Consider the following 22,602-nt stretch of genomic DNA (forward strand, 5'->3'; position numbering starts at 1 on the left):
GTCAGTAGTTGCCCAGCCCGCCGCAGACGTTCAGCGCCTGCGCGGTGATCGAGGACGCGGTGTCCGTGGTCAGGTAAGTCACGAGACCGGCGACCTCTTCCGGCGTGCTGTACCGACCCAGCGGGATCTTGGCGTTGAACTTCTCGAGGACCTCTTCCTCGGTGACACCCCAGTGGTTCGCGTAGCCCTGCCGCACCCGGCCGGCCATGGGGGTCTCGACGTAGCCGGGGCACACCGCGTTGACGGTGATGCCGGACTTCGCGAGCTCGATGCCGACGGCCTTGGTGAAGCCGACGACGCCGTGCTTGGACGCCGAGTAGGGCGCGGCGAACACGACGCCCTGCTTGCCGCCGGTGGAGGCGATGTTGATGATCCGGCCCCAGGTCTGCTTGACCATTTGTCCGGTTGAGAGAACCTCTTTGGTGAAGCGGAAGACGCCGTTGAGGTTGGTGTCGATGACGTCCAGCCAGAGGTTCTCGTCCAGCTCGGCGGTGATGCCGCCGCCACCCCGGCCGGCGTTGTTCACCAGGATCTCGATGGGACCGAAGACGTCGACGGCCTTCTGGACGGCGTTGCGAATGTCCTCAGTGGACGTCACGTCGGTGGCCGCGCCGTCGGCCTCGATGCCTTCTTCCTCGAGCTGCTTCACCGTGGTCTGCACGTTCTCGGCGTTGCGGGCCACGACGAACACCGCGTGACCCTCCCTGCCGAGGCTGCGCGCGACCTCGAGACCGATTCCACTGGTGGCGCCCGTGACCAGGGCGACCCGTCGCTTGCTCATGCGTCTTCTCTCCCTCAGAGTTGCTTCTCTGGCATGTGCACGACGAGCCCGTCCTGCTCCTCGGTCACGGGAAGCTGGCAGCTCAGCCGGCTGTTCTCCCTGCGCTCACAGGCCGTGAAGTACAGGAGCTCGTCCTCGACCTGGTGCATCTGCGACAGCGGCTTGGTGTTCTCCGGATCGACGTACACGTGGCACGTGCCGCAGGAGGCGCCGCCGCCGCACTGGGCGACGATTCCCTTGATGCCGTTGAGAACCGCGCCGCGCATCACGGTGTCGTCCTGGGCAACGTCGACAACGGTCTCGATGCCGTCGTGCGAAACGTAAGTGATCTTTGGCATGGCAGTTCTCCCACGGATCTGCGGCTCGCCGGACGTTGTTCACCTTGCTTTGCACCGCTTTGCGGGTGGTGGAGACCACCTTGAGCGCTGTGGCGTGTCCACCAACCCTCGTCGGCCTGTTTCGTGTCCAGGCGGGCGCATCGCGGTGCCGTGAGGTGCCCGTCTGGGCGCGAAACAGACCGATGAGGATTGTGGGCACGTCACAGGTTCCGCTGGCATTCGAGGGCGTCTTGGGACGCTGCGGTGTCGGCGCACATCCACACGCGGAGGTTCCACCGTGCCCCTCAAGGAGTTCTACGACCAGCAGGTGAACTGGTCACCGCCGTTCGAGGACGGCCTTGAACGCGCGACGGTCGTCGTGCCACGCGACTATTCCGACCCGGACGGACCGAAGCTCACGATCGCGCTGGCCCGGTTGCGCGCGACCGATCCCGGCAAGCGCCGCGGCGTGCTGCTGGCGGTCAACGGCGGGCCCGGTGGCGACGGCGGCGACGGCCTCGGGTTGATCAAGCACTTCGGCAGGCGATTGCGGACCACCTACGACCTCATCGGGTTCGACCCGCGCGGGTTCGGCGAGTCGACCAAGCTCTACAGCGAGGTCACGATTCCCAAGGCGCCGTTCGACTCCCGGCCGCCGGATGAGTTGTTCGAGCAGCTGGCCGAGGACATGCGGGTGCGCGAGCTCGCGTGCCAGAAGGCCGGCGGCGACCTGAGGCCGCACATCACGACCCGCAACACCGCCCGTGACATGGACGTCATCCGGGTCGTGCTGGGCGAGGAGAAGATCTCGTTCGTCGGATACGCCTACGGGACTTACGTCGGTGCGGTGTACGGGACGATGTTCCCCGAGCACCTGGACCGCACTGTGCTCGACTCGTGCATCAATCCACAGTGGACGTGGCGCGAGCAGTTCGTCACACAGGCGGAGGCGGTCTACCGCAACGTCATGCACTGGGCCAACTGGACCGCGGACCGCGACGGGCACTTCCACCTCGGACGGGACGCGGACGCGGTCATCGCCGAGATCGAGGCGGTCGTCGAGAAGCTCGAAGAGGGCGACCAGATCCACCTCCGCACGTTGCTGGACGGCGCGGTCGGCACGCGGTCCACGGACCGGGCGCAGTGGGACTCGCTGGGCTACCTCATCGGCGACCTCAGGACCGCGCTGCAGGACGACAACTTCGACAAGGCGCGGACGTTGATCGTCGGCCAGAACACGTGGCGGCCGCACGACCAGGAGGGCGACCTGCGGATCGGCGTGCTGGAGGCCATCACGCTGGAGACGTACTGGCCGCAGGACCTGGAGGTCTACTACAACGACGTCCGCAAGCACCGCGCCCAGCACCCGTACGGCTACGGCGTGCTGCGCGCCCAGCCGTGGGTCGGCGCGTTCCGGACGTTCGAAAGCCTCGAGCCGCCGACGAAGCTGGAGCAGCCCGGCTACCCCAAGGGGCTCGTGGTGCAGGCGGACGGCGACCCGATGGACCGCTACGAGGGCGGTGTGGTGCTGGCCGAGCTGCTGGACCACCCGTTGGTCGTCATCGAGGACTCCGGTGACCACGAGGTGTATGCCTTGGCGGGCAACGAGGTTCTCGACGCGCTCGTCGACGACTACCTGGTCGACGGCGTGCTGCCGGCCGAGGCCCGCGTCACCGTCCCCGGCCACGTCAAACGCCCGGACATCCCGCAGGACTGAAACGCCGAAAGGGCCCCGCTCGCCTGCGAGCGGGGCCCTTTCTCGTGGGGCTCAGACGTCCCAGGTGACCGGCATCTCCCAGAGGCCGTAGATCACGGCGCCCTCCTTGCGCGGCATCTCCAGGAACGGCTTGGCGAGGCGCAGCGACGGGATCCGCTGGAACAGCGTCGACCACACCAGTTCCATCTCCAGGCGCGCGAGGTCGGCGCCGATGCAGTGGTGCAGGCCGTGACCGAACCCGAGGTGCTTGCGGGTGCCGCGCTCCAGGATCAGCTTCTCCGGCTCCGGGAAGATCTCCGGGTCGCGGTTGCCGTTCAGCACGAGGCACAGGATGCCGTCGCCGGCCTTGATGGTCTTGCCCGCGATCTCGATGTCCTCCAGTGCCACGCGCGGCACCGCGGTGTCGCCGATCGTGGCGATGCGGACGAGCTCCTCGACGGCCGGCTCGATCATGCCCTCGGGGTCGTCGAGCAGCAGCTTGAGCTGGTCGGGGTTCTCCAGCAGGGCGGCGGTGCCGAGTGACAGCATCGAGGCGGTGGTCTCGTGGCCGCCGTTCATCAGCAGGCGGATCATGTTGAACAGGTCGCGGCGCGTGTACTCCTCGCCGGACGCGGCGTACTCGGCCATCGCGCGGCTGAGCAGGTCGTCGCCGGGTTCCTTCTCCTTCAACGTGATCAGCTTGTCGACGTAGGCGTTCACCTCGACGATGGCTGCCTGGCGCTGCTCGGTCGTCGAGTGGCCGCCAAGCAGGCACGTGCCGTGGTGGATGAAGAAGTCGTGCTCGTCCTGCGGGATGCCGAGCAGCTCGCAGATCACGGTCATCGGGACGGCCAGCGAGAACTCGCGGTGGAAGTCGATCGGCGGCGTCATCGTGAGGATCTTGTCGATGTACTCGTCGACGATCTCCTGGATGCGCGGGCGCAGCCGCTTCACCTGGCGGTTGGTGAACGTCACGGCCGCCTTGCGCCGGGTCTTGGTGTGCTCCGGGTTGTCGTAGCCGATGAACGACGTCTCGGTGCGGTACTCCGGCGGCGCGATGAAGTAGAACGGGAAGTTGGCGTGCTTGCGCGACGCGCTGATCCGCGGGTCGGTCAGGATCTTCTTGATCGTGTGGTACCCGCTGATCGTCCAGATCCGCAGCCCGGAACCGGTCAGCGTGACCTCGACGACGTCCTCTTCCCGCATCTCCTCGTACTGCGCCGGCGGGGTGAACGGGCACTGGCGCTTGTACGGGAACGTCTCCACATCGGGCTCGGTGGCGCTGCTGGTCATCTGGTTCTTCCTCCTAATCGCAACGGTTGGCTCACGCCAGGTCAGCGCCGCCATCGAGCGTGATGATCTGACCGGTCACCCACGAGCTCGCCGGCTCGGCGAAGCGGGTGATCCACGGAACGACGTCGTCGACCTCGCCGGTGCGGCCCAACGGGGTCTGCGAGGCCTGGAAACCGAAGTAGCCCTCGACCTCCTCGGGGCTCAGGCCGTTGGCCGCGTAGACCTCGGTGCGCACGGCAGCGGGCGCGACCGCGTTGACCCGGATGCCCTGCGGCGCCAACTCCAGGGCCCAGCTGCGGACCAGGCTGTCCACCGCCGCCTTGCTGGCGCCGTACACGCCACCACCGGGCACCGCGATGTGGCCCGCGTTGCTGGAGACGAACACGATGCTGGCGCCGGGCGAGGTCAGCAGCGGCAGCAGCGCGGCGGTCAGCACCAGCGGGCCGACCAGGTTCGTCTCCAGCACGTCCCGCGCGGTGCCCAGGTCGAAGCCGGCGACCGGGGTGAACCGGAAGATCCCGGCGTTGTGCACGAGCACGTCGACCCTGCCCGTGCCCTCCTTCACCGCTGCCGCGACCTTCGCGGTGCCTTCGGCCGTCGTCACGTCCGCGACCACCGCGCTGATCGCGGGGTGCAGGGCGACGACCTCGGCGAGCCGGTTCTCGCGGCGGCCGGTGATGATCACGTTCGCGGCGCCGAGGTCGGCGAACGCCAGCGCCGCCGCGCGGCCGATGCCGGTTCCCCCACCCGTCACGACGACCTGCTGTCCGGCAAATGGTGCGTCCGACATGACGCCTCCAGCTTCTTTCTCTCGGTAGGACAGTCACCGCCAACCCTGCTCGGTGGTCCTTGAGTCCAGGTCTAGGTCGGACGGAAACCCTGGGGAGCATGGGAACCGCGGGAAGATGGCGCGCGAGGGTCGGCCGGCCCGGTGGCGACACGGAGAGCGAGCTCGAGTTCGCCGAGGACGGCACGGCCACGCTCACGGTGGGTGGCAGGGGATCCGGCACGTGGACCGCGACCGGTCCCGGCACGTTCTCCTACCGGATCCTCGAAGAGCTGCCGGAGGGCTCGATCGAGATCGCCCAGGACGCCGTGCTGAAGGGCGACGAGTTCATCAGCAGCGGCATTACGAAAGTGCGCCTCGCGGACGGCAGCACCGCCCGCGAGGCGCACGTCAGGATCACCGCTAAGAGACTTTGACCGTCACGTTGCCGGTGTACTTGCCGGCCAGCAGTGAGACCAGCGCCTGCGGTGCGGCCTTGATCCCGCCCTCGACGATCGTGTGCGGGAAGACGAACTTCCCCTCCTGCAGCCACTGTCCGAAGTGGATAACCCAGTCCTGGATCTGCTCCGGCAGGTGGTAGCAGGCGAACGGGCGCAGCTCCAGGTGCTTCGTGATGGCCGTCATCAGGTCGAGCCGCGGGTGTTCGGCCTGGCCGTCGACCTGGTTCGCCAGCGCGCCGCACAACGCGAACCGCGCGTGCGGGCGTGCGGCCTGGATCGCGGCCTCGAACTGCTCGCCGCCGACGTTGTCGAAGAAGACCGTGATGCCGTCCGGCGCCAGCTCGCGCAGCCGGTCGACCACCGGGCCGTCCTTGTAGTTGAACGCGGCGTCGAACCCGAGCTCGTTCACCAGCCAGTCGACCTTCTCCTGGCTGCCCGCGGAGCCGATCACCTTGGCACCACGGGCTTTCGCGATCTGCCCGGCCAGCGAACCCACCCCACCGGCGGCACCGGTGACGAACACGACGTCACCCTCGCCCGCCTGCGCGATCGTCGCCATGCCGTAGTAGGCCGTCGGTCCCTGCGACAGGAAGTAGACCGGTGACGGCACGTACTGCGGGTTCTGCTTGATGAACTGCTGCGCCGGGCCGACCCAGTACTCCTGCCAGCCGCCGAACCACTGCACGCAGTCGCCGACCTCGAGGTCCGGGCTGTTCGACTTCACGACGGTGCCGACACCACCGGCACCCGCGGGGTCGCCGACCTTCCACGGCGGCACACCGGGGATCTGGCAGTCGGACCGCATGAACTCCTTGAACGCGGCGGCCACCGACACGTAGTCGACGCGCACCAGCACCTCACCGTCACCGGGCTCGGGGACGGCCACCTCGACGACGTCGAAGTGCTCGAGGGTCAGGCCGTCCTCGACGTGCTTGGCGAGCCTGACCTCCCACTGCTTCTCGGGCATGACTCTCCTACCAGGTGACGGGGAACGTGACGAGTGAGTGGTTGATCTCGCCCTGGTGCCACTTCAGGTCCTCGTACGGCACGGCGAGCCGGAGGTCGGGGAAGCGGCGGGTCAGGCCTTCGATGGCGATCGCCATCTCCATGCGCCCCAGCTGTTTGCCGAGGCAGTAGTGCACGCCGTGCCCGAACGCGATGTGCGGGTTCGAAGCGCGGTCGATGTCGAGCACGTCGGCGTTCTCGAACACGTCTTCGTCGCGGTTGGCGGAGGAGAGCACGAAGAACACCGCGTCACCCTTGGCGATCCGCTGCCCGCCGAGTTCCAGGTCCTCCGCCGCGATCCGGTGGAACCCGGTGGTGTCAGTGGCGAAGAGGTTGACGTGCCGCAGCAGTTCCTCGACGGCCGTGGGGATCAGCGACGGGTCCGCGACCAGCCGCTTCCACGTGTCCGGGTGGTCGTGCAGCAACGCCAGCACCGAGTTGGAGATCTGGTTGGCCGCGGTGTCGAAGCCGGCGCCGATGAGGGTGAACGCGAACGTCACCAGCTCCTGCTCGCTCAGCTTGTCGTCGTTGTCCCGCGCGGAGATCAGGTCGGACAACATGTCCTGGCCGGGGTTCTCGCGCTTCTGCGCGATCAGCCCCATGACGTACCCGGCGAGCCGCCCGAACGCCCGCATCGGCGCCTCGGGGTCGTTCTCGTCGAACGTCGCGAACGCCCGCGCGTCCGTCTCGAAGATCTTCAGGTCCTCGGTGGGCACGCCCAGCAGGTCGCCGATGATCGTGAGCGGCAGCGGAACGCAAAGCGCCTCGACGAGGTTGACCGGGCCGCCCTTGGCCTCGATCGCGTCGAGCAGCTCGTCGCACACCTTCTGCACGCCGGCGCGCATCGCCTCGACCTTGCGGACGGTGAACGCGCCCATCACCAGCTTGCGCAGCCGGGAGTGCTCGGAACCGTCCAGCGAGATGATCATCTCGGGCGTCGTGGCCATCGCACCACCGACGTTCGGCGCGCCCTCGACACAGGTGAGAGCGCGGCTGAGGCGTGGATCGGCGAGCCCGGCGCGGACGTCCTCGTACTTGGTGATCACCCAGGTCGGCGTGCCGGAGTTCGTCGGCACCTTGGCCACCGGGCATTCCGCGCGCAGCCGGGCGTACTTGGGATCGGGGCCGCGGTAGGAGGAGCCGGTGAACGGGAACTCCTCGTCCAGTTCGGGGGACAGCACGGGACACCTCCGGTTGCGGGGTCGGCTCTCATCCGAACCCTGCACGGCGTTCCTCGAAGGCGGCTCAAGCTGCTCTACCTAGCTTTTCCGCCATGGACACTGCACTCGTGCCGTTCCGGGTCGATGTTCCCGACTCCGAACTGGCTGACCTCAGGCGGCGGCTGGCGGCGACCAGGTGGCCGGACGCGGAGACCGTCGACGACTGGTCCCAGGGCATGCCCCTGGCCTACGCCAAGGAACTGGCCGAGTACTGGGCGAACCTCTACGACTGGCGCGCGACGGAAGCACGCCTCAACGCCATCCCCCAGTTCAAAACGTCGATCGACGGGGTGGGCATCCACTTCCTGCACGCCCGCTCACCGCATCCGCAGGCACGGCCGTTGCTGCTCACGCACGGCTGGCCCGGTTCGGTCGCGGAGTTCCTCGACATCATCGAGCCGCTGACGAACCCACCGGACCCGGCCGACGCGTTCCACGTCGTCGCACCCTCGTTGCCCGGCTACGGGTTCAGCGACAAGCCGACCGGAACCGGCTGGACGCTGGAACGGATCGCAGCGGCCTTCGTCACGCTGATGGGCCGCATCGGCTACGACCGGTTCTTCGCGCACGGCAACGACTGGGGCTCGTTCATCACGGGCATCCTCGGCCACATCGCGCCGGACCACCTCGACGGCATCCACCTCGTCATGCCGTTCGCGTCCGCACCGGAGGGTGACGTCCAACTGTCCCAAGAGGACTACCGGGGGCTCGGCGCGCTGAAGGAGTTCGCCGCCAAGGAGTCCGCGTACGCGGCGGTGATGAACACCAAGCCGCAGTCGCTCGCGTACGGGCTGACGGACTCGCCCGTCGGCCAGCTCGGCTGGGCCGGTGAGAAGTACTGGTCGTGGAGCGACCACGACGGCGACGCCGAGAAGATCATTCCGCGCGACCGGATCCTGGACATGGTGTCCGTCTGCTGGTTCACCGCGACCGCCGCCTCGTCTGGCCGGTTGTACTGGGAGAGCTACAACAAGTCGCCGCTGACCCAGGTCGACGTGCCGACCGGGTTCTCGGTGTTCCCGGCCGACGCGCGGATGCCCAGGCCGTGGGCCGAACACCGGTTCACGGATCTGCGGTACTGGAAGGAGATGCCGTCCGGCGGCCACTTCCCCGCGCTGGAGAACCCGGACGTGCTCGTCGAGGAGCTGCGGACGTTCTTCCGCATGGTGCGCGCATGACGGCCACGATGAGCAGGCCGGGCACCAAGCTCGGCCTCGTGCTCACGGTCTGCTGCCTGGCCCAGTTCATGAACGTGCTGGACGCGTCGGTCATGAACGTCGCGCTCCCGTCCATCTTCGAGGAACTGAAGTTCGAGCGGCACGACCTGCAGTGGGTCAACAGCGCGTACACGATCGCAGTGTGCGGGTTCCTGCTGCTGGGCGGCCGGCTCGCCGACCTGTTCGGGCAGCGCCGGGTGTTCCTCTTCGGTGCCGCGCTGTTCACCGTGGCGAGCGCGGTCGGCGGCATGGCGACCTCACCCGGCACGCTGATCGCGGCCCGCGGGTTCCAGGGCCTCGGCGCGGCCGTGATGGCACCGGCGTCGTTGACCGTGCTCGGCACCACGTTCACCGATCCCACCGCCCGCGCCAAGGCGTTCGGCTGGTGGAGCGCGGTGTCCGGCTCGGCGGGCGCGGTCGGTGTGCTGCTCGGCGGTGTCGTCACCGAGTCGCTCGGCTGGCGCTGGGTGCTGCTGATCAACGTGCCGCTGGGCATCGCGCTGGTGGCCATGATCCGCGCCGCCGTGCCGGAGACCGTGAGTGGCGGCGGCCGCAAGAGCCTCGACGTGCCGGGCGCGATCACCGTGACGATCGGCCTGATGGCACTGGTCTTCGGCATCGCGCGGTCGCACGAGCTGGGCTGGGGTTCGTGGCAGGTCAGCGGTTCGCTGGTGCTCGCGGTGATCCTGTTCGCGTTGTTCCTGCGCCAGCAGACGAAGTCCGCCCACCCGTTGATGCCGCTCGGCATCTTCCGCAACCGTTCGGTGACCGCCGCGAACATCGTGGCGTTCTTCGCGATCGCGGCCCTGTTCAGCACCTTCTACTTCCTCACCCTGGTGATGCAGCAGGTGCTGGGCTTCAGCCCGCTCGCCACCGGCCTCAGCTACCTCCCGCTGTCGGTCGGCATCGCGCTCGGCGGCTTCGGGGTGGCCCGGATCGTGCCCAAGGTCGGTCCGCGGCCGGTGCTGATCGTCGGCCTGCTCATGGGGTGCGTCGGCCTGCTCTGGCTGTCCACAGCGGACGAGACGTCGACGTTCCTCGGCTCGATCCTCGTGCCGGCCGCGTTGCTGGGCCTGGGCATGGGCGCCGTCCTCAACGCCACCACGAACGCCGCCACGTCCGGGGTTCCGCGTGAACAAACGGGTTTGGCGTCCGGTCTGCTCAACACGATCCGCCAGATGGGCAGCGCGATCGGCCTGGTCGTGCTCGCCACGATGTCGTCGGCCCGCGCGGACTCCCTGCTGGCCCAGGGCGAACCCCTCCGGCACGCCCTCGGCTCCGGCTACGGCCTCGCGCTGTTCGCAGCCGGCGTCTTCACGTTCTGCGGCGCGCTGGCCGCCTTCGCGGTGCCACGCAAGAAGTAACGCGGAAGGCCCCCGGTCTCGGGGGCCTTCCGCGTTCAGAATCCTTTGCCGTGCAGGTCAACGGGTAGCGCGACGAGCCGGTGGTTCATGTCGGCTTTCTGCCACTCGAGGTCTTGTTCCGCGACCGCGAGGCGAGCGGCCGGGAAGCGCCGGGTCAGCTCTTCGAACGAGGTGGTGAGCTCGATGCGGGCGAGTGGGGCGCCGAGGCAGCGGTGAATGCCGTAGCCGAACGCGATGTGGTCGTTGTCCGCTCGCTGGAAGTCCAGCCGGTCGGGGTCTGCGAACACCTGCGAGTCGCGGTTCGCCGAGTTCGTCGAGACGAACACCGCGTCTCCCTTGGGAATCGTGACGCCGAACAGCGTCACGTCCTCCAGCGCGATCCGCGGCAGGCCGGTCGTGTCGTTGGTGGACAACGTGATCCAGCGCAGGAGCTCCTCCACCGCGGCCGGCACTTCCTCGGGGTGCTCGCCCAGTCGCACCCAGACGTCGTTGTGGTGCCCCAGCAACGTCAGGATCGAGCTGGCCAGGTGACACGCGGTGGAGTCACCACCGGCGCCCAGCAAGGTGTATCCGAGGCCGATGAGCTCACCGACCTCCAGCTTGTCGTCGCCGATCCGGACCTGCGTCAGCGCGGACAACACGTCGTCACCGGGCGCGTTCATCTTGCCGAACACCAACGCGGCCATGTACTCGCCGAGCTTCTCCCCCGCCGCGGCCGCGAGCTCCGGCGCGTCCACCGCGGCGAACTCCCGGATCAGCCGCGCGAAGGTGTCGCGTTCGCCGGCCGGAACACCCAGCAGGTCGCTGATCGCGATGATGGCCAACGGGAACGTGAACTTCCCGAGCAGATCCACCGGCCCGTCCAGGGCTTCCTCGCCCGCACGGTCCAGCAGCTCGCCCACGAGCCGGCGGATTCGCGGTCGCATGGCCTCGATCAGGTCGACCGAAAACGCTTGCGAGACCAGGGCGCGCAATCGCGTGTGCGCGGGCGGGTCCAAAGAGATGATCATGCCGGGCGGCGCCTGGAACAGTCCCGGGAACGTCGGCGCCGTCGGTTCGTAAGACGCCGCACGGGAGAACCGCACGTCATCCAGCACCGCTCGGACCGATTCGTGCGTCGTGGCAACCCAGCATTGCCCGCCACCGGCTGCGGGCAGGCGCACGACCGGTTGCGACGCGCGGAATTCCGCGAACTCCGGTGCCGGACCGCGGTAGCTGGATCCGGGAACAGGAAAGGAAGCCATGTTTCCGCACGTTAGGCGGCACGACCTGAAGCCCGGTCTAGTGCCGTTCGAGTGATCGCATGGACGCTGAGCGTGATCGGACATCCAGGCGAACGACCCTATTCGGGAGATCCACCATGACCATCCTCGTCACCGGGGCGCGCGGCAACGTCGGCCGTCGTGTGCTCCAGCGGCTCTACGCGGCGGGTCACAGCCTCCGCGCGTCCGGCCGAAACCCCGCGGAGCTCGACGTCCCCGACGGTGTGGAGACCGTCGCGCTGGACCTCAACGACCAGGAGACGTTCGTCGCGGCCCTCGCCGGCGTCTCCAAGGTGCTGCTGTACGCGGAGCCGGACGGCATCGCGAAGTTTCTCGACGAGGCCGAGAAGGCGGGCGTCGAGAAGATCGTCCTGTTGTCGTCCAGCACCGTCGAGGGTCCTGGTTCCGAGAACGACCCGCTGGCCCACCACCACAAGATCGTGGAGGACGCGGTCGTCGCTTCCGGCCTGACCTACACCATCCTGCGGCCCGGCGCTTTCATGAGCAACGCGTTCGGCTGGAGCTACTCGTTGCAGGCGGGCGACACCATCGACCAGGTCTTCCCCGAGGCGCAGGTCGCCCCGGTGCACGAGGACGACATCGCCGACGTGGCCGTGGTCGCGCTGACGGAGACGTCGCTCGAGAACCAGACCGTGCTGCTGACCGGCCCGGAGTCGCTCACGTTCCGGCAGGAGCTGGAGATCATCGGCGAGGTGCTCGGCCGCGACCTCGTGATCAACGAGCTGACCCGCGAGCAGGGCGAGGCGCAGATGTCGAACTTCGTGCCGCCGCCGATCCTCGCCTCACTGCTCGCGCAGTGGGAGGCCGCGGTCGGCGTCGTCGCGGACACCAGCGCCACGGCCGAGCGGATCACCGGCAAGCCGGGCCGCACCTTCCGCCAGTGGGTCGAGGAACACGGCTCGTTCCTGGCCTGACCTGCCAGGTGCAGCCGGGGACGGAGCAGCGTCCCCGGCTGCTCCAGTTCAGCTGCGCGTCATCGTGAAGGTGATGGTCGAGGTGCCCAGGTTCGTCCCGTCCGCGAGGAAGAACGTGGACGGGCCGGAGCTGGTGAAGTTGTTCGGTCCACTCTGGACCGCGTCCTGGTCGAAGTCGACGTAGGCGAAGTAGACGCCGTTCTCGTCGTAGACCTTCTCGCCGCGGAACTTGTAGTGGAACGTGTTGTTCCCGGTGGCCCACCACGAGCCCTTGGTCGTGGTGTTCTGCTCGTTCGTGACGAAGGCGCTCCCGTTGGCCTTGAACACCAGCTTGGTCGGGTGGTCTCCGTCCGTGCGGGTCACGTAGCCCGTCCACGTGCCCACAGGTGTGCAGCTGGTCGCGTTCGCCGTGGCGGTCAAGCCCGATAAGGCAAGCAGGACAACGGCTGTCATGGCTGTTATGCGCGCGAAGAACGTCTGCATCTGTGTGGCTCCCAGTCCCGGTGTGCGTGCGACGGACGCGCGCAACCGTGGACCAACGTCCTCAGGAACGACTGCAGCTCAGCTCGAACGCGCGGTTTTCCGTTGCGGCACAAGCCCGTTTCGACCCGGCAGGAGCAGAGTTACCGCCATGACCGAACGGGAGACCGAACTCTGCGAGCTGTTCGGGGAGGTGCTCGGCGTGCCGGGGATCGAGCCGGAGGACCACTTCTTCGACCTGGGCGGCCACTCGCTGCTGGCGTCCAAGCTGGTCAAGCAGGTCCACGAGCGGTACGGCGTCCGCGTCACGTTGCGCAGCTTCTACGAGGACCCGACGGCGCGTGCCGTCGCCAAGCACCTGGACCAGGCAGCCTAGGAGTTTCTGATGCGCTGGAATGACCTGTACATCGCCGGTGTGGGCACGTATCTGCCCGAGCAGGTCGAGACGGTGGACGAGGCCATCGCGGCCGGCCGGTACACCGAGGAGAAGAAAGCCATGAACGGCTACCGGGAGCTGCGGATCGCCGCGCCCGGTGAGACCGGCCCGGTGATGGCGGCGATCGCCGGCCGTCAGGCGGTGGAGCGCTCCCGGCTGAGCCACGACGAGTTCGGCCTGACCGTGCACGCTTCGCTGTCGCACCAAGGCCTCGACCTGTGGACCCCGGCGAGCTACGTGCAGGCCAACACCGTCGGCGGCACCGGGCCCGCGTTCGAGGTGCGGCAGGGCTGCAACGGGTTCCTGGCCGGCGTCGACCTCGCGGCGGCTTATGTGGGCTCGCACAAGGACTTCTCGGCGGCTCTCGTCACCGCCGGTGACGCGTTCCACCTGCCGTACATCGACCGGTGGAGTTCCGAGGACCAGAACGTCAACGGCGACGGCGCGGGCGCGTTGGTGCTGTCGAACAGGTCCGGCTTCGCTCGGGTGCGGGCGATCTACTCCTACGCCGACTCGTCGCTGGAGCAGATGTCGCGCGGCTACCAGGAGTGGACCGTGTCACCGTTCGAGGGCGGCGAGACGCTGCAGCTCAACCGCAGCATGGAGGACTACCTGCAGAACGCGGACGTCGACCTCGACGAGATGGTCGGCAAGATCGCGGGCGGCGTGCAGCACTCGCTCAAGCAGGTCCTGCACGAGGCCGAGATCGTACTGTCGGACGCGCGGTTCTTCCTGCACCAGCAGCTCGCGGAAACCATTGTCACGCACGGCATCTGCGGCCTGCTCGGGGTGAAGCGCGAGTCGACGGCCTACGACTGGGCCAAGCAGTACAGCATGGTCGGCACCGCGGACCTCGCGCTCGGCTTGGACCACGTGCTGGCCGACCGCGACCCGAAGCCCGGCGACTTCGTGGTGATGCAGTCCTCCGGCGCCGGTTACGTGTGGACCGCCGCCGTGGTCGAGATCCTCGAACGTCCTTCCTGGATCTGACACACGCGAAAGAGGGGCTTCCCACGGGAAGCCCCTCTTTCGCGTGTGTCAGATGTAGAGCGACTTGGAGTTCCAGTCCGGTTCCGGCAACGCCTTGCGGTCGGTCTTGCCGTTGCTCGTGATCGGAAGCTCGTCCACGACGACGAACCCGGCCGGCACCATGTGCTCGGGCATGTTCGCGCGCATGTGGGTTCGCAGTGCCCGCTTGTCGAGCTCGTCGCCGGACTTCACGATCCAGGCCACCAGCCGGCGGTCGCCGTTGGGGTGCGTGCGGACGCCGACCGCCGCGTTGCGCACCTGCGGGTGTTCGGTCAGCGCGTTCTCGACCTCACCCGGCTCGATCCGGAAGCCGCGCAGCTTGAACTGGTCGTCGATGCGGCCGAGGAACTCGACCACGCCGTCCGCGCGCTTCCGCGCCTGGTCGCCGGTGCGGTAGTAGCGCTCACCGTTCCAGCTGCCGCGGACGAACTTCTCGTCGGTGAGGTCGGGCCGCTTCCAGTAGCCGCGCGACACCTGCGCTCCCCCGATCCACAGCTCGCCCGGCGCGTCCAGCACCGGCTTGCCGTCGGAGACCACGACGACCTCGACGTTCTGCAGCTGCACGCCGATCGGCACGGCGCCGCCCAGGTCCTCGTCCGCGCCGATGCGGTGGCAGGTGGCGAACGTGGTGGTCTCGGTCGGCCCGTAGCCGTTGACGATCTGCAGCTCCGGCACGGCTTCGCGCAACGCCCGCACGTGCGGCACGGACAGCACGTCCCCGCCGGACAGGACGGTGTGCAGGCCTTTGAACGCGTCGACGTCGACGTCGATCTGCCGGTGGAACAACGCGGCGGTCAGCCACAGGATGCTGATCTCGTTGACGCGCAGCAGGTCGCCGAGCTCCTCGGCCTGCACCACGCCGGGCGGTGCGAGCACCAGCCGTGCGCCGTTGAGCAGCGCGCCCCAGATCTCGAACGTGGCCGCGTCGAACGCGACCGGCGCGAGCTGCAGGAACCGGTCAGCGGGACCGATCTCGACGTAGTTCGGCGCGGTGACCAGGTTGGTGATGTTGCGGTGCTCGACCATCACGGACTTCGGCTTGCCCGTGGAGCCCGAGGTGTACATCAGATAGGCGAGGTCCTCGGGAGCCACCCCCGGAAGGTCCACTGTGGACCGCCCTGACCGCGGCGGCACCTTCAAGGTCGTGAACCCGGCGAAGAACTGCCCGATCACCAGCGAGACGTCGGCATCCGCCAGCATCATCGACACCCGCGACTCGGGATCCTCCGGGTCGATCGGCACGTACGCCGCCCCGGCCTTCAGCACACCGAGCAGCGCCACCACGAGCTGCACGGACCGCTCCAGGCACACCGCCACCCGGTCACCGGGCCGCACGCCGGCCTCGACGAGCTCGCCGGCCAGCGCGTCGGACCACGTGTCCAGCTCGGCGTACGTCAACGAACCCTGCTCCGCCGACACCGCAACGGCATCGGGCGTTCTGGCCGCCCGGCAGCGAAACGCGTCGGTCACCGATGTGGACATGCCCCAGCTCCTCTCGCTTTCGGTCAATCGTCGGCAACCCGGCTCAAGGGCTCCTCGGGTCACAACTGGCGCTACAGGGGTGTTTGAGCTGCCCGAACAACACTCAGCGCGTCCGCTGCCCACCTCGACCGGAGGCGCATCCCCCATGAACGTCCGCAAGAAGGCACTGGCCGCCGTGGCCGCCTGTGCGCTCGCAGTCCCCGTCGTCGCCGCCGCTGGTGCCACCGCGAAACCCAACTACGAGAACGCACTCGTCGGCCGCTGGGACCTCACGGTGACCATCCACATCGAGGAGCCGCCGCTCCTCACCCCGCTGTTCTGCGACTTCACCGCCGACTACCAGCTGCACTGCAAGACCAAGCCGGACTACCCCGACCAGCTCGAGGGCAGGGGCATCTGGACGGCGGCCAAGGACGGCCAGTTCAGCTTCTGGATCACCCACCACGCCCACCGCGACCCCAACGGCAACCCCGTCGGCTCGATCAACGCGAGCCACCTGGGCAAGATCAGCGCGAACAAGAAGAAGTTCACCACCAAGGCGCACACCTACATCAACATGAACGACGGCACCCCGTGGCAGGGACCCGTCGACATCGAGGGTGCCGCGTTCCGCATCTGAAGCGCTGAAACGGCCAGAGGCCCCAGGCACGTTCGCCTGGGGCCTCTGGCTTTCGACGGGAAACTCACGCCTTGGCGGGCTCCTCAGAACCCTCTGCGGCGTCCTCAGCCGGCGCTCCCCACTCCTCCTGCTTCAGCCAGCGAGGCAGGAACGAAGCCAGGATCAGCGCCAGTGCGGCGAACCCGAAACCGACGTACAGCGTGGTGTTGAAGGCAGAGGTGAACGACTTGTTCGCCACCTCGTGGGCGTACTTGTCCGCGATCGCCTTGGCCTGCGCGTCCTGCTGCAGCGTCGCGCAGGCGGCACCCGCGGCGTCCGGCGTGCCGGCGAGGCTGTTCGAGGAGCACGCCTTGAAGGCGTTCGCCAGCTCGTCGGCCTTGGCCTCGGCCACACCGGCCGCGACCAGTTCCTGACGGACCTGCGGCGCCACCGAGTTCGCGTTCGACGCGCCGTCGGCGGCCAGCGGGGAGAAGAACGCCAGCGTCACGATCGCGATACCGACGGCGAAACCGAGCTGCTGCTTGGTGTTGATCAGGCCCGACGCCGCACCCGCGTCCTGGTGCGGCACCTCCTGCAGTGCGAACAGCGCGATCGGGGTGGCGGTCATGCCGAAGCCGAGACCGATCAGCAGCAGTCCGGGCACGAGGCCCCAACTGGTGATGTCCGGGCTGAGCATCAGCAGGAACACCGCGATACCGACGGCGATCACCACGGCACCGACCTGCAGGACGGCACGACCGAACTTCGGCACCAACGCGACGACCGAGGCCGAGGCGGTGATGAACGCGCCGATGCAGAACGCCAGCAGCGTGACACCGGTGCGCAGCGGCGAGAAGCCCAGACCCTCCTGCAGGAACAGGTAGAGCGCCAGCATGAACATGCCGGTGAAGGTGAACATGCCCAGCATCAGCGCGAGGGCCGCGGAGAAGCTGCGGGACTTGAACAGGTTGAGCGGCACGAGCGGCATGCCGTCCTTGCGCTGCTTGGCCCGCTCGTAGGCGATGAAGCCGAGGAAGCCCACGACGGAAGCCGCCATCAGCACGAAGCCCCACGCCGGCCAGTGCAGCTCGCGGCCGAAGGTGAGCGGGAACAGCAGTGCGGTCAAGCTGACCGTGGCCAGGACGACACCGATGAGGTCGAGCTTGATGCGCTCCTGCGCCTTGGACTCGTTGATGTACTTCCAGCCCAGGAGGTAACCGACGATGCCGATCGGCACGTTGATCAGGAAGATCGGCCGCCAGTCCCAGTCGAAGATGTTCGCGGCCATGATCAGGCCACCGACGAGCGGCGCGATCGTGGCGGCGAGACCACCGATGGTGCCCTGGATGGCGAAGACGACGCCCTTCTCCTTGTCGGGGAAGGTGACGTGGATGATCGACATGACCTGCGGCACCATCAGACCGGCCGCGAGACCCTGGGCGAGACGGGAGGCGACCAGCATTTCGGGGCTGACCGCGATGCCGCACAGGAACGACGTGACGACGAAGCCGAGCACGCCGAGCTGGAACATGCGGCGGCGTCCGTAGATGTCGCCGAGACGGCCGCCGGTGATCAGCGTGAGGGCGAACGCGAAGACGTAGCCCGCGGTGATCCACTGCAGCTGCACGAAGCTCGCGCCCAGGTTCGCCTGGATCGCGGGCAGTGCGACGTTGACGATGCTGCCGTCCAGCATGTCCATGAACGTCGCGACGGTCATGATGATGAACGCGGCCCAGCGGCGCGGGTCGGCCGCCGGCGCGTCGACGACCTCAGCCGCCTGCGCAGCGGCAGTCGCCGGTGGCGACTCCAGGTCGGGATTGGTATTGGTGGAGGTCACGATTTCTCCTCAAGTGACTGATTTTTTCGCTGCGCACGACAGGCGATGGGTGAAGGAACTTCCCACCTCCTGTCTCCAAACGACTGCCGGTCGATGGCCCCCAGCGTGATCCCCTCCGCTTGAGTCCGGGTCAGGTCGTGGCGGAGCGAATCGCGGGCACGCCGAAGGCCCTGGCGTCGCACGTGGACGCCAGGGCCGGAAATTCCAGCTCAGCCGAACAACGAGGCGGGGTAGGTCCGCGCCGAAGCCGTCTCGTACCGCAACGCGATGTGACTGGAGCTGCTCACGACGTCACGCCAGAACCGTTGCAGCGCACTGCCTTCCGCGAGCCCGCTGGTGCCGGCGGCGCGCACCAGACCACCGACGGCGTCCACCAGGACCTCGGCCGTGTACGCGCCGTTGCGTTCGTTGCGCGCCATCGCCGCAGGGGTGAACTCGCGGTCGTCGATCACCTTGGCGTTCTGCTCCACCAGCATTCGTGCCGAGTCGACCTGAGCGCCGGCGCGCACCAGGTCGACCGCGGAGGTCACGGACTGCTTCTTGCCGTTCAGCACCGCGACGCACGCGTCGAACGCTCCCATCGCCGCACCGACGGTCGGAGCGGCGAACGTGAGGCCGCCGACCGCCTGGAACGGGACGTTGTGGCTCGGCACGGGCGACCAGCTGGTGCCCGCCAGCATGTCCGAACGCGGGAACGACAGGTGCTCCGGCACGAACACGTCGTCGACCACCACGGTGTGGCTGCTCGTCGCGCGCATGCCGATGCTGTCCCACGTCTCGAGGACGGCGAAGTCCTTGCGCGGCAGTGCGAAGAAGCGACCTTCCTCGCCGACCACGCCGCACAGCAGCGCCCAGTCCGCGAAGTCCACCCCGCTGACGTAGGTCCAACGGCCGCTGAGCCGGTGCCCGCCGTCGATCGTCGTGCCCTTGCCCATGGGCGGCAACGCCGTCACGACGAACGTGTCCGGACTGGACGCCCAGAGCTCCTCGTGTCCCGCCTGCGGCAGATGTCCCGCGAACCGGGAGGAGTAGGCGGAGAGCGACGCGCACCACGCCGCAGCCGCGCAACCCTGGCCGACGGTGAACACGCCCTGCGTCAGCTCGGCGAAAGTTCCTTGTGCGCCACCGCGTTCGGCTGCGACGAAGTGCCGCGCGAACCCGGCTTCGCGCAGTGCCTCCACGACCTCGGGGGCCAGCTTGCGGGTGGCGTCGGCCTGCCCGGCGTGTTCTGCCGCGAGCAGCTTGACCTTCTCCGCCGCCGCCGCGAGGCCGGTGTCTTGAGCCTGCACCTCGTCACCTCCTGGGAAATCAGGCAGCCTGAACGGGCAGGTCGCGGTGAATGGTGCGGGACTTGGTGTAGAGCGTGCCGTCGATGCGCACGAGCACGTCCTCGATGGAGAACGTCGGCTCGAAGCTGACCTGGCCTTCCTCGGTCGTGCGCGTGACGAGCGAGGCGTAGCTGACGTTCAGCGTGTTCTCGTCGACCTCTTCGATCAGGTAGTGGTCGTTCCAGTGCCGCACGGCGACGCCCTTGTAGCGGGGCAGCGCGGCGCTGGCGCCGGCGATCAGGGCGGCGCGGCCCTCGACCTTCTCACCGCGGTGGGCGTGGTCGGTGACCCCGTCCTCGGTGAACGTCTGGGCGTAGCCCTCCACGTCCAACGCGTCGAGCAGCCGCATCTGCCGGGCGTAGAACGTCTGTACCTCGATGTGGACCGCAACATTGACTGGGGACACGACAACTCCTCGGTCTGCCGGTTTCGCTACCGCGAATATGGGTGCCCCCGCTGGACATCCGGTCGAGTCGTCCTGGTTCCACGCCGGTTCAAGGTGGGGTTGAGACGGGCAGGGCACGGTCGACCCCGACTGTTTTCATCCCAACTCGCGAGGAGGGCCACATGGCCTCAACTCCCGATGTCGCCAAGTCGGTGACGGTCGAGGCGACGATCGAGCAGGCGTTCGCGATCTTCGCGGAGAAGCCGATCGAGTGGTGGCCGGAGTCGCACGTGTTCGTGAAGGACCGGCAGGCCATCACGATCGAACCGTTCGTCGGCGGGCGCTACTTCGAGCGCGGTGCGGACGGCGAGGAGATCGCCTGGGGCACCATCACCGAGTGGGACCCGCCTAAGCGCCTCGTGATGACGTGGCGGGTCGGTCCCTACTGGCAGCCGATCTTCGAAGACGACAAGGCCTCGTTCATCAAGGTGGACTTCGAGGTCGTGGGCCCGACCACCACGAAGGTGACGTTGACCCACGCCGACCTGCACCGCCACGGTGAGATCGCCGAGAGCATCCACAAGGCGCTCGACGGTCCGTCACCCGGCGAGACCCTCGAGAAGTACGCCGCCGTGGTGGACAAGCACATCCCGAGAGCCGCCTGAGAACCCCCGGAAATCTCAGGCGTTGTGAAAAAGAAACGGCCGCCCCAAGCCTCCGGGGCGGCCGTTTCGCTTACGCGCCCAGCTCGATCGCTTCGTCGTGAGTGCGGTCGACGACGCTCTTCACGTCGACGATCCGGCCGAGCTGCTTGATGAGCTGCGCCGGCGTGCGTCCCGGTTGCAGGTCCACGACCACGTCGAGGCGGGAGAGGTCGCCCCGTTCGGCCGGTCCGAGGCTCAGCGACTCGACGTCGACGCCACGGCTGGAGAACAGCACGACGATCCGCGCCAGCGCGCCGGGTTCGTTGCGTAGTAGCAGCGACAGCGAATGTCTGGTCATCACTCTTCCTCGTCGAACAGGGGCCGGATGCCCCGCGCGGCCATGACTTCGTCGTTGCCCGTGCCCGCGGCGACCATCGGCCACACCTGGGCGTCCTGTCCCACCACGAAGTCGATCACGACGGGCCGGTCGCGGACCGCCATGGCTTCGAGCACGGCTCCGTCCACTTCGGACTTGGTCTCGCATCGCAGGCCGACACAGCCCAGCGCCTCCGCCAGCCGCACGAAGTCGGGATGGCGGTCGTGGGTGCCGAGCCTGGTGTTGGAGTAACGGCCGTCGTAGAACAGGGTCTGCCACTGGCGGACCATGCCGAGGTTGCCGTTGTTGATGATCGCGACCTTGATCGGGATGCCCTCGGCGGCGCAGGTCGCGAGCTCCTGGTTGGTCATCTGGAAGCAGCCGTCGCCGTCGATCGCCCAGACCGTGCGGTCCGGTGCGCCCGCCTGTGCGCCCATCGCCGCCGGGACCGCGAAGCCCATCGTGCCGGCGCCACCGGAGTTGATGAACGAGCCGGGGCGTTCGTACTTCACGTACTGCGCGGCCCACATCTGGTGCTGGCCGACGCCTGCCGTGTAGATCGCCTCCGGACCGACGAGCGTGCTGAGCCGTTCGATCACGTACTGCGGGGCGAGCATGCCGTCCGCCGGCCAGTCGTAGCCGAGCGGGTAGGTGGTGCGCAGGCCGTCCAGGTACTCCCACCAGCCGGTGAGGTCGGGAGCCCTGGTGACCACCGCGGTGAGGGCGGCCAGGACGTCCCGGCAGTCGCCGACGATGCCGACGTCCGCCTTGCGGTTCTTGGAGATCTCGGCCGGGTCGATGTCGGCGTGGACCACCGCGGCGTGCGGCGCGAAGTGCGGCAGCAGCCCGGTGACCCGGTCGTCGAACCGGGTCCCCAGCGCGATCAGCAGGTCGGCCTTCTGCAGTGCGGCGACGGCGGGCACCGTGCCGTGCATGCCCGGCATCCCGAGGTGCAGCTCGTGCGAGTCGGGGAACGCGCCGCGCGCCATCAGCGTGGTGACGACCGGGATGCGGGTTTTCTCCGCGAGCTTGCGGAGTTCCGCCGCCGCACCGCTGCGGATCACTCCCCCGCCGACGTAGAACACAGGTTTCCGGGAGCTCCCGATCAGCTGGGCGGCGTTGCGGATCTGCACCGGCGAGAGCACCGGACGGGACTGCGCGGCCGGTTTCGGAGGCGTGTAGGTGGTGGCGGTGGCCAGCACGTCCTTGGGCAGGTCCACCAGCACCGGTCCGGGCCGTCCGGTGAGCGCGAGCGTGAACGCCTCCGCGATCACCCGCGGGATGTCGGCGGGATCGTGCACCTGGAAGCTGTGCTTGGTGATCGGCAACGTGATGCTGCGGATGTCCGCCTCCTGGAAGGCGTCCGTGCCGATCACACTTCTGGAGACCTGACCGGTGATCGCGACGATCGGCACCGAGTCCATGTACGCGTCCGCCAGTGGCGTCACCAGGTTCGTGGCCCCAGGTCCTGATGTCGCCATGCACACACCGACTCGTCCGGTCGCTTGCGCGTAGCCCTGTGCGGCGTGGCCGGCGCCCTGCTCGTGGCGCACGAGGACGTGCCGGATCTTCGACTCGTACAGCGGGTCGTACGCGGGCAGGATCGCCCCGCCGGGCATGCCGAAGATCACCTCGCAGCCGACGTCCTCGAGCGCCTTGATCAACGCACCTGCACCGGTGGTATCCACGG

General features: G+C 68.2%; 23 protein-coding genes. 9 read left to right on the top strand and 14 right to left on the bottom strand.

Going from position 1 to position 22,602, the window contains the following annotated elements; all coding sequences use genetic code 11:
* Position 1 precedes the first annotated feature (1 nt).
* Together DI276_RS13240 and DI276_RS13245 are read right to left on the bottom strand one after the other, a co-directional pair.
* Positions 2 to 781 carry an SDR family NAD(P)-dependent oxidoreductase gene (locus tag DI276_RS13240; protein ID WP_112263592.1) on the bottom strand — a complete coding sequence of 260 codons (780 nt, stop codon included), beginning with the start codon at positions 779 to 781 and terminating at the stop codon, positions 2 to 4.
* 14 nt (positions 782 to 795) lie between these two features.
* Positions 796 to 1,119, bottom strand: a complete 324-nt coding sequence (locus DI276_RS13245; protein WP_112263593.1) for a 2Fe-2S iron-sulfur cluster-binding protein — start codon at positions 1,117 to 1,119, stop codon at positions 796 to 798.
* Positions 1,120 to 1,396: 277 nt separating this feature from the next.
* Between DI276_RS13245 and DI276_RS13250 the strand changes: the two genes are divergently transcribed.
* Complete coding sequence (locus tag DI276_RS13250; RefSeq protein ID WP_157984683.1) at positions 1,397 to 2,815, top strand: alpha/beta fold hydrolase; 1,419 nt, start codon at positions 1,397 to 1,399, stop codon at positions 2,813 to 2,815.
* A 51-nt stretch (positions 2,816 to 2,866) separates the two neighbouring features.
* On the opposite strand, the gene DI276_RS13255 is transcribed toward DI276_RS13250, so the two are convergent.
* Entirely contained in the window at positions 2,867 to 4,087 is a 1,221-nt protein-coding gene (locus DI276_RS13255) for a cytochrome P450 (RefSeq protein ID WP_112263595.1), read from the bottom strand.
* Between the two features lie 31 nt (positions 4,088 to 4,118).
* A complete protein-coding gene (locus DI276_RS13260; protein ID WP_112263596.1) occupies positions 4,119 to 4,877 on the bottom strand; it encodes an SDR family NAD(P)-dependent oxidoreductase in 759 nt (252 codons plus the stop codon).
* Positions 4,878 to 4,975: 98 nt separating this feature from the next.
* Between DI276_RS13260 and DI276_RS13265 the strand changes: the two genes are divergently transcribed.
* A complete protein-coding gene (locus tag DI276_RS13265; RefSeq protein ID WP_112263597.1) occupies positions 4,976 to 5,290 on the top strand; it encodes a hypothetical protein in 315 nt (104 codons plus the stop codon).
* Here the strand turns inward: DI276_RS13265 and DI276_RS52960 are convergent.
* Both DI276_RS52960 and DI276_RS13275 read right to left on the bottom strand, forming a co-directional pair.
* Complete coding sequence (locus tag DI276_RS52960) at positions 5,277 to 6,281, bottom strand: MDR family NADP-dependent oxidoreductase (protein WP_112263598.1); 1,005 nt, start codon at positions 6,279 to 6,281, stop codon at positions 5,277 to 5,279. The genes DI276_RS13265 and DI276_RS52960 overlap by 14 nt on opposite strands.
* 7 nt (positions 6,282 to 6,288) lie before the next feature.
* On the bottom strand, positions 6,289 to 7,500 hold the full coding sequence (locus DI276_RS13275; protein WP_112263599.1) for a cytochrome P450: 1,212 nt from the start codon (positions 7,498 to 7,500) through the stop codon (positions 6,289 to 6,291).
* A gap of 92 nt (positions 7,501 to 7,592) precedes the next feature.
* Here DI276_RS13275 and DI276_RS13280 point away from each other — a divergent pair, with 92 nt between their 5' ends.
* Both DI276_RS13280 and DI276_RS13285 read left to right on the top strand, forming a co-directional pair.
* Entirely contained in the window at positions 7,593 to 8,717 is a 1,125-nt protein-coding gene (locus tag DI276_RS13280) for an epoxide hydrolase family protein (protein ID WP_112263600.1), read from the top strand.
* Positions 8,714 to 10,120 (top strand): MFS transporter, encoded by a 1,407-nt coding sequence (locus DI276_RS13285; protein ID WP_112263601.1) that lies wholly within the window; start codon positions 8,714 to 8,716, stop codon positions 10,118 to 10,120. The genes DI276_RS13280 and DI276_RS13285 overlap by 4 nt, the downstream gene beginning before the upstream one ends.
* 35 nt (positions 10,121 to 10,155) lie before the next feature.
* On the opposite strand, the gene DI276_RS13290 is transcribed toward DI276_RS13285, so the two are convergent.
* Positions 10,156 to 11,364 (bottom strand): cytochrome P450, encoded by a 1,209-nt coding sequence (locus DI276_RS13290; RefSeq protein ID WP_157984684.1) that lies wholly within the window; start codon positions 11,362 to 11,364, stop codon positions 10,156 to 10,158.
* A 116-nt stretch (positions 11,365 to 11,480) separates the two neighbouring features.
* Here DI276_RS13290 and DI276_RS13295 point away from each other — a divergent pair, with 116 nt between their 5' ends.
* Positions 11,481 to 12,317: an NAD(P)H-binding protein gene (locus DI276_RS13295; protein ID WP_157984685.1), complete on the top strand. Its 837-nt coding sequence runs from the start codon at positions 11,481 to 11,483 to the stop codon at positions 12,315 to 12,317.
* A 48-nt stretch (positions 12,318 to 12,365) separates the two neighbouring features.
* On the opposite strand, the gene DI276_RS13300 is transcribed toward DI276_RS13295, so the two are convergent.
* Positions 12,366 to 12,737 (bottom strand): hypothetical protein, encoded by a 372-nt coding sequence (locus tag DI276_RS13300; RefSeq protein WP_157984686.1) that lies wholly within the window; start codon positions 12,735 to 12,737, stop codon positions 12,366 to 12,368.
* Positions 12,738 to 12,948: 211 nt separating this feature from the next.
* Between DI276_RS13300 and DI276_RS49895 the strand changes: the two genes are divergently transcribed.
* Together DI276_RS49895 and DI276_RS13310 are read left to right on the top strand one after the other, a co-directional pair.
* On the top strand, positions 12,949 to 13,173 hold the full coding sequence (locus DI276_RS49895) for an acyl carrier protein (protein ID WP_157984687.1): 225 nt from the start codon (positions 12,949 to 12,951) through the stop codon (positions 13,171 to 13,173).
* A gap of 9 nt (positions 13,174 to 13,182) precedes the next feature.
* Positions 13,183 to 14,223 (top strand): ketoacyl-ACP synthase III family protein, encoded by a 1,041-nt coding sequence (locus DI276_RS13310; protein WP_112263606.1) that lies wholly within the window; start codon positions 13,183 to 13,185, stop codon positions 14,221 to 14,223.
* Between the two features lie 48 nt (positions 14,224 to 14,271).
* On the opposite strand, the gene DI276_RS13315 is transcribed toward DI276_RS13310, so the two are convergent.
* Complete coding sequence (locus tag DI276_RS13315) at positions 14,272 to 15,744, bottom strand: amino acid adenylation domain-containing protein (RefSeq protein ID WP_157984688.1); 1,473 nt, start codon at positions 15,742 to 15,744, stop codon at positions 14,272 to 14,274.
* A 145-nt stretch (positions 15,745 to 15,889) separates the two neighbouring features.
* Here DI276_RS13315 and DI276_RS13320 point away from each other — a divergent pair, with 145 nt between their 5' ends.
* Positions 15,890 to 16,363: a hypothetical protein gene (locus DI276_RS13320; protein WP_112263608.1), complete on the top strand. Its 474-nt coding sequence runs from the start codon at positions 15,890 to 15,892 to the stop codon at positions 16,361 to 16,363.
* 64 nt (positions 16,364 to 16,427) lie between these two features.
* Here DI276_RS13320 and DI276_RS13325 read toward each other — a convergent pair whose 3' ends face one another.
* The 3 genes from DI276_RS13325 to DI276_RS13335 form a co-directional block, all read right to left on the bottom strand.
* Entirely contained in the window at positions 16,428 to 18,179 is a 1,752-nt protein-coding gene (locus DI276_RS13325; RefSeq protein WP_112263609.1) for a DHA2 family efflux MFS transporter permease subunit, read from the bottom strand.
* 209 nt (positions 18,180 to 18,388) lie between these two features.
* A complete protein-coding gene (locus DI276_RS13330; protein ID WP_112263610.1) occupies positions 18,389 to 19,468 on the bottom strand; it encodes an acyl-CoA dehydrogenase family protein in 1,080 nt (359 codons plus the stop codon).
* A 19-nt stretch (positions 19,469 to 19,487) separates the two neighbouring features.
* Positions 19,488 to 19,913, bottom strand: a complete 426-nt coding sequence (locus tag DI276_RS13335; RefSeq protein WP_198680614.1) for a nuclear transport factor 2 family protein — start codon at positions 19,911 to 19,913, stop codon at positions 19,488 to 19,490.
* Positions 19,914 to 20,074: 161 nt separating this feature from the next.
* Here DI276_RS13335 and DI276_RS13340 point away from each other — a divergent pair, with 161 nt between their 5' ends.
* Positions 20,075 to 20,557: an SRPBCC domain-containing protein gene (locus DI276_RS13340; RefSeq protein ID WP_112263611.1), complete on the top strand. Its 483-nt coding sequence runs from the start codon at positions 20,075 to 20,077 to the stop codon at positions 20,555 to 20,557.
* 70 nt (positions 20,558 to 20,627) lie between these two features.
* Here the strand turns inward: DI276_RS13340 and ilvN are convergent, their stop codons facing one another.
* Both ilvN and DI276_RS13350 read right to left on the bottom strand, forming a co-directional pair.
* A complete protein-coding gene (gene ilvN, locus DI276_RS13345; protein ID WP_112263612.1) occupies positions 20,628 to 20,894 on the bottom strand; it encodes an acetolactate synthase small subunit in 267 nt (88 codons plus the stop codon).
* Complete coding sequence (locus DI276_RS13350; protein ID WP_112263613.1) at positions 20,894 to 22,600, bottom strand: acetolactate synthase large subunit; 1,707 nt, start codon at positions 22,598 to 22,600, stop codon at positions 20,894 to 20,896. Before DI276_RS13350 ends, ilvN begins: the two co-directional genes overlap by 1 nt.
* Positions 22,601 to 22,602 lie beyond the last annotated feature (2 nt).

This window comes from Lentzea terrae, assembly GCF_003265345.1.
In the GTDB taxonomy this organism is placed as follows: Bacteria; Actinomycetota; Actinomycetes; order Mycobacteriales; family Pseudonocardiaceae; genus Lentzea; species Lentzea terrae.

Excerpts from the sequence above, each read along its gene's own strand:
- DI276_RS13240 (WP_112263592.1), bottom strand. The coding sequence starts at position 781 with ATGAGCAAGCGACGGGTCGCCCTGGTCACGGGCGCCACCAGTGGAATC.
- DI276_RS13245 (WP_112263593.1), bottom strand. The coding sequence starts at position 1,119 with ATGCCAAAGATCACTTACGTTTCGCACGACGGCATCGAGACCGTTGTC.
- DI276_RS13255 (WP_112263595.1), bottom strand. The coding sequence starts at position 4,087 with ATGACCAGCAGCGCCACCGAGCCCGATGTGGAGACGTTCCCGTACAAG.
- DI276_RS13260 (WP_112263596.1), bottom strand. The coding sequence starts at position 4,877 with ATGTCGGACGCACCATTTGCCGGACAGCAGGTCGTCGTGACGGGTGGG.
- DI276_RS13265 (WP_112263597.1), top strand. The coding sequence starts at position 4,976 with ATGGGAACCGCGGGAAGATGGCGCGCGAGGGTCGGCCGGCCCGGTGGC.
- DI276_RS52960 (WP_112263598.1), bottom strand. The coding sequence starts at position 6,281 with ATGCCCGAGAAGCAGTGGGAGGTCAGGCTCGCCAAGCACGTCGAGGAC.
- DI276_RS13280 (WP_112263600.1), top strand. The coding sequence starts at position 7,593 with ATGGACACTGCACTCGTGCCGTTCCGGGTCGATGTTCCCGACTCCGAA.
- DI276_RS13285 (WP_112263601.1), top strand. The coding sequence starts at position 8,714 with ATGACGGCCACGATGAGCAGGCCGGGCACCAAGCTCGGCCTCGTGCTC.
- DI276_RS13290 (WP_157984684.1), bottom strand. The coding sequence starts at position 11,364 with ATGGCTTCCTTTCCTGTTCCCGGATCCAGCTACCGCGGTCCGGCACCG.
- DI276_RS13295 (WP_157984685.1), top strand. The coding sequence starts at position 11,481 with ATGACCATCCTCGTCACCGGGGCGCGCGGCAACGTCGGCCGTCGTGTG.
- DI276_RS49895 (WP_157984687.1), top strand. The coding sequence starts at position 12,949 with ATGACCGAACGGGAGACCGAACTCTGCGAGCTGTTCGGGGAGGTGCTC.
- DI276_RS13310 (WP_112263606.1), top strand. The coding sequence starts at position 13,183 with ATGCGCTGGAATGACCTGTACATCGCCGGTGTGGGCACGTATCTGCCC.
- DI276_RS13315 (WP_157984688.1), bottom strand. The coding sequence starts at position 15,744 with ATGTCCACATCGGTGACCGACGCGTTTCGCTGCCGGGCGGCCAGAACG.
- DI276_RS13320 (WP_112263608.1), top strand. The coding sequence starts at position 15,890 with ATGAACGTCCGCAAGAAGGCACTGGCCGCCGTGGCCGCCTGTGCGCTC.
- DI276_RS13340 (WP_112263611.1), top strand. The coding sequence starts at position 20,075 with ATGGCCTCAACTCCCGATGTCGCCAAGTCGGTGACGGTCGAGGCGACG.
- ilvN (WP_112263612.1), bottom strand. The coding sequence starts at position 20,894 with ATGACCAGACATTCGCTGTCGCTGCTACTACGCAACGAACCCGGCGCG.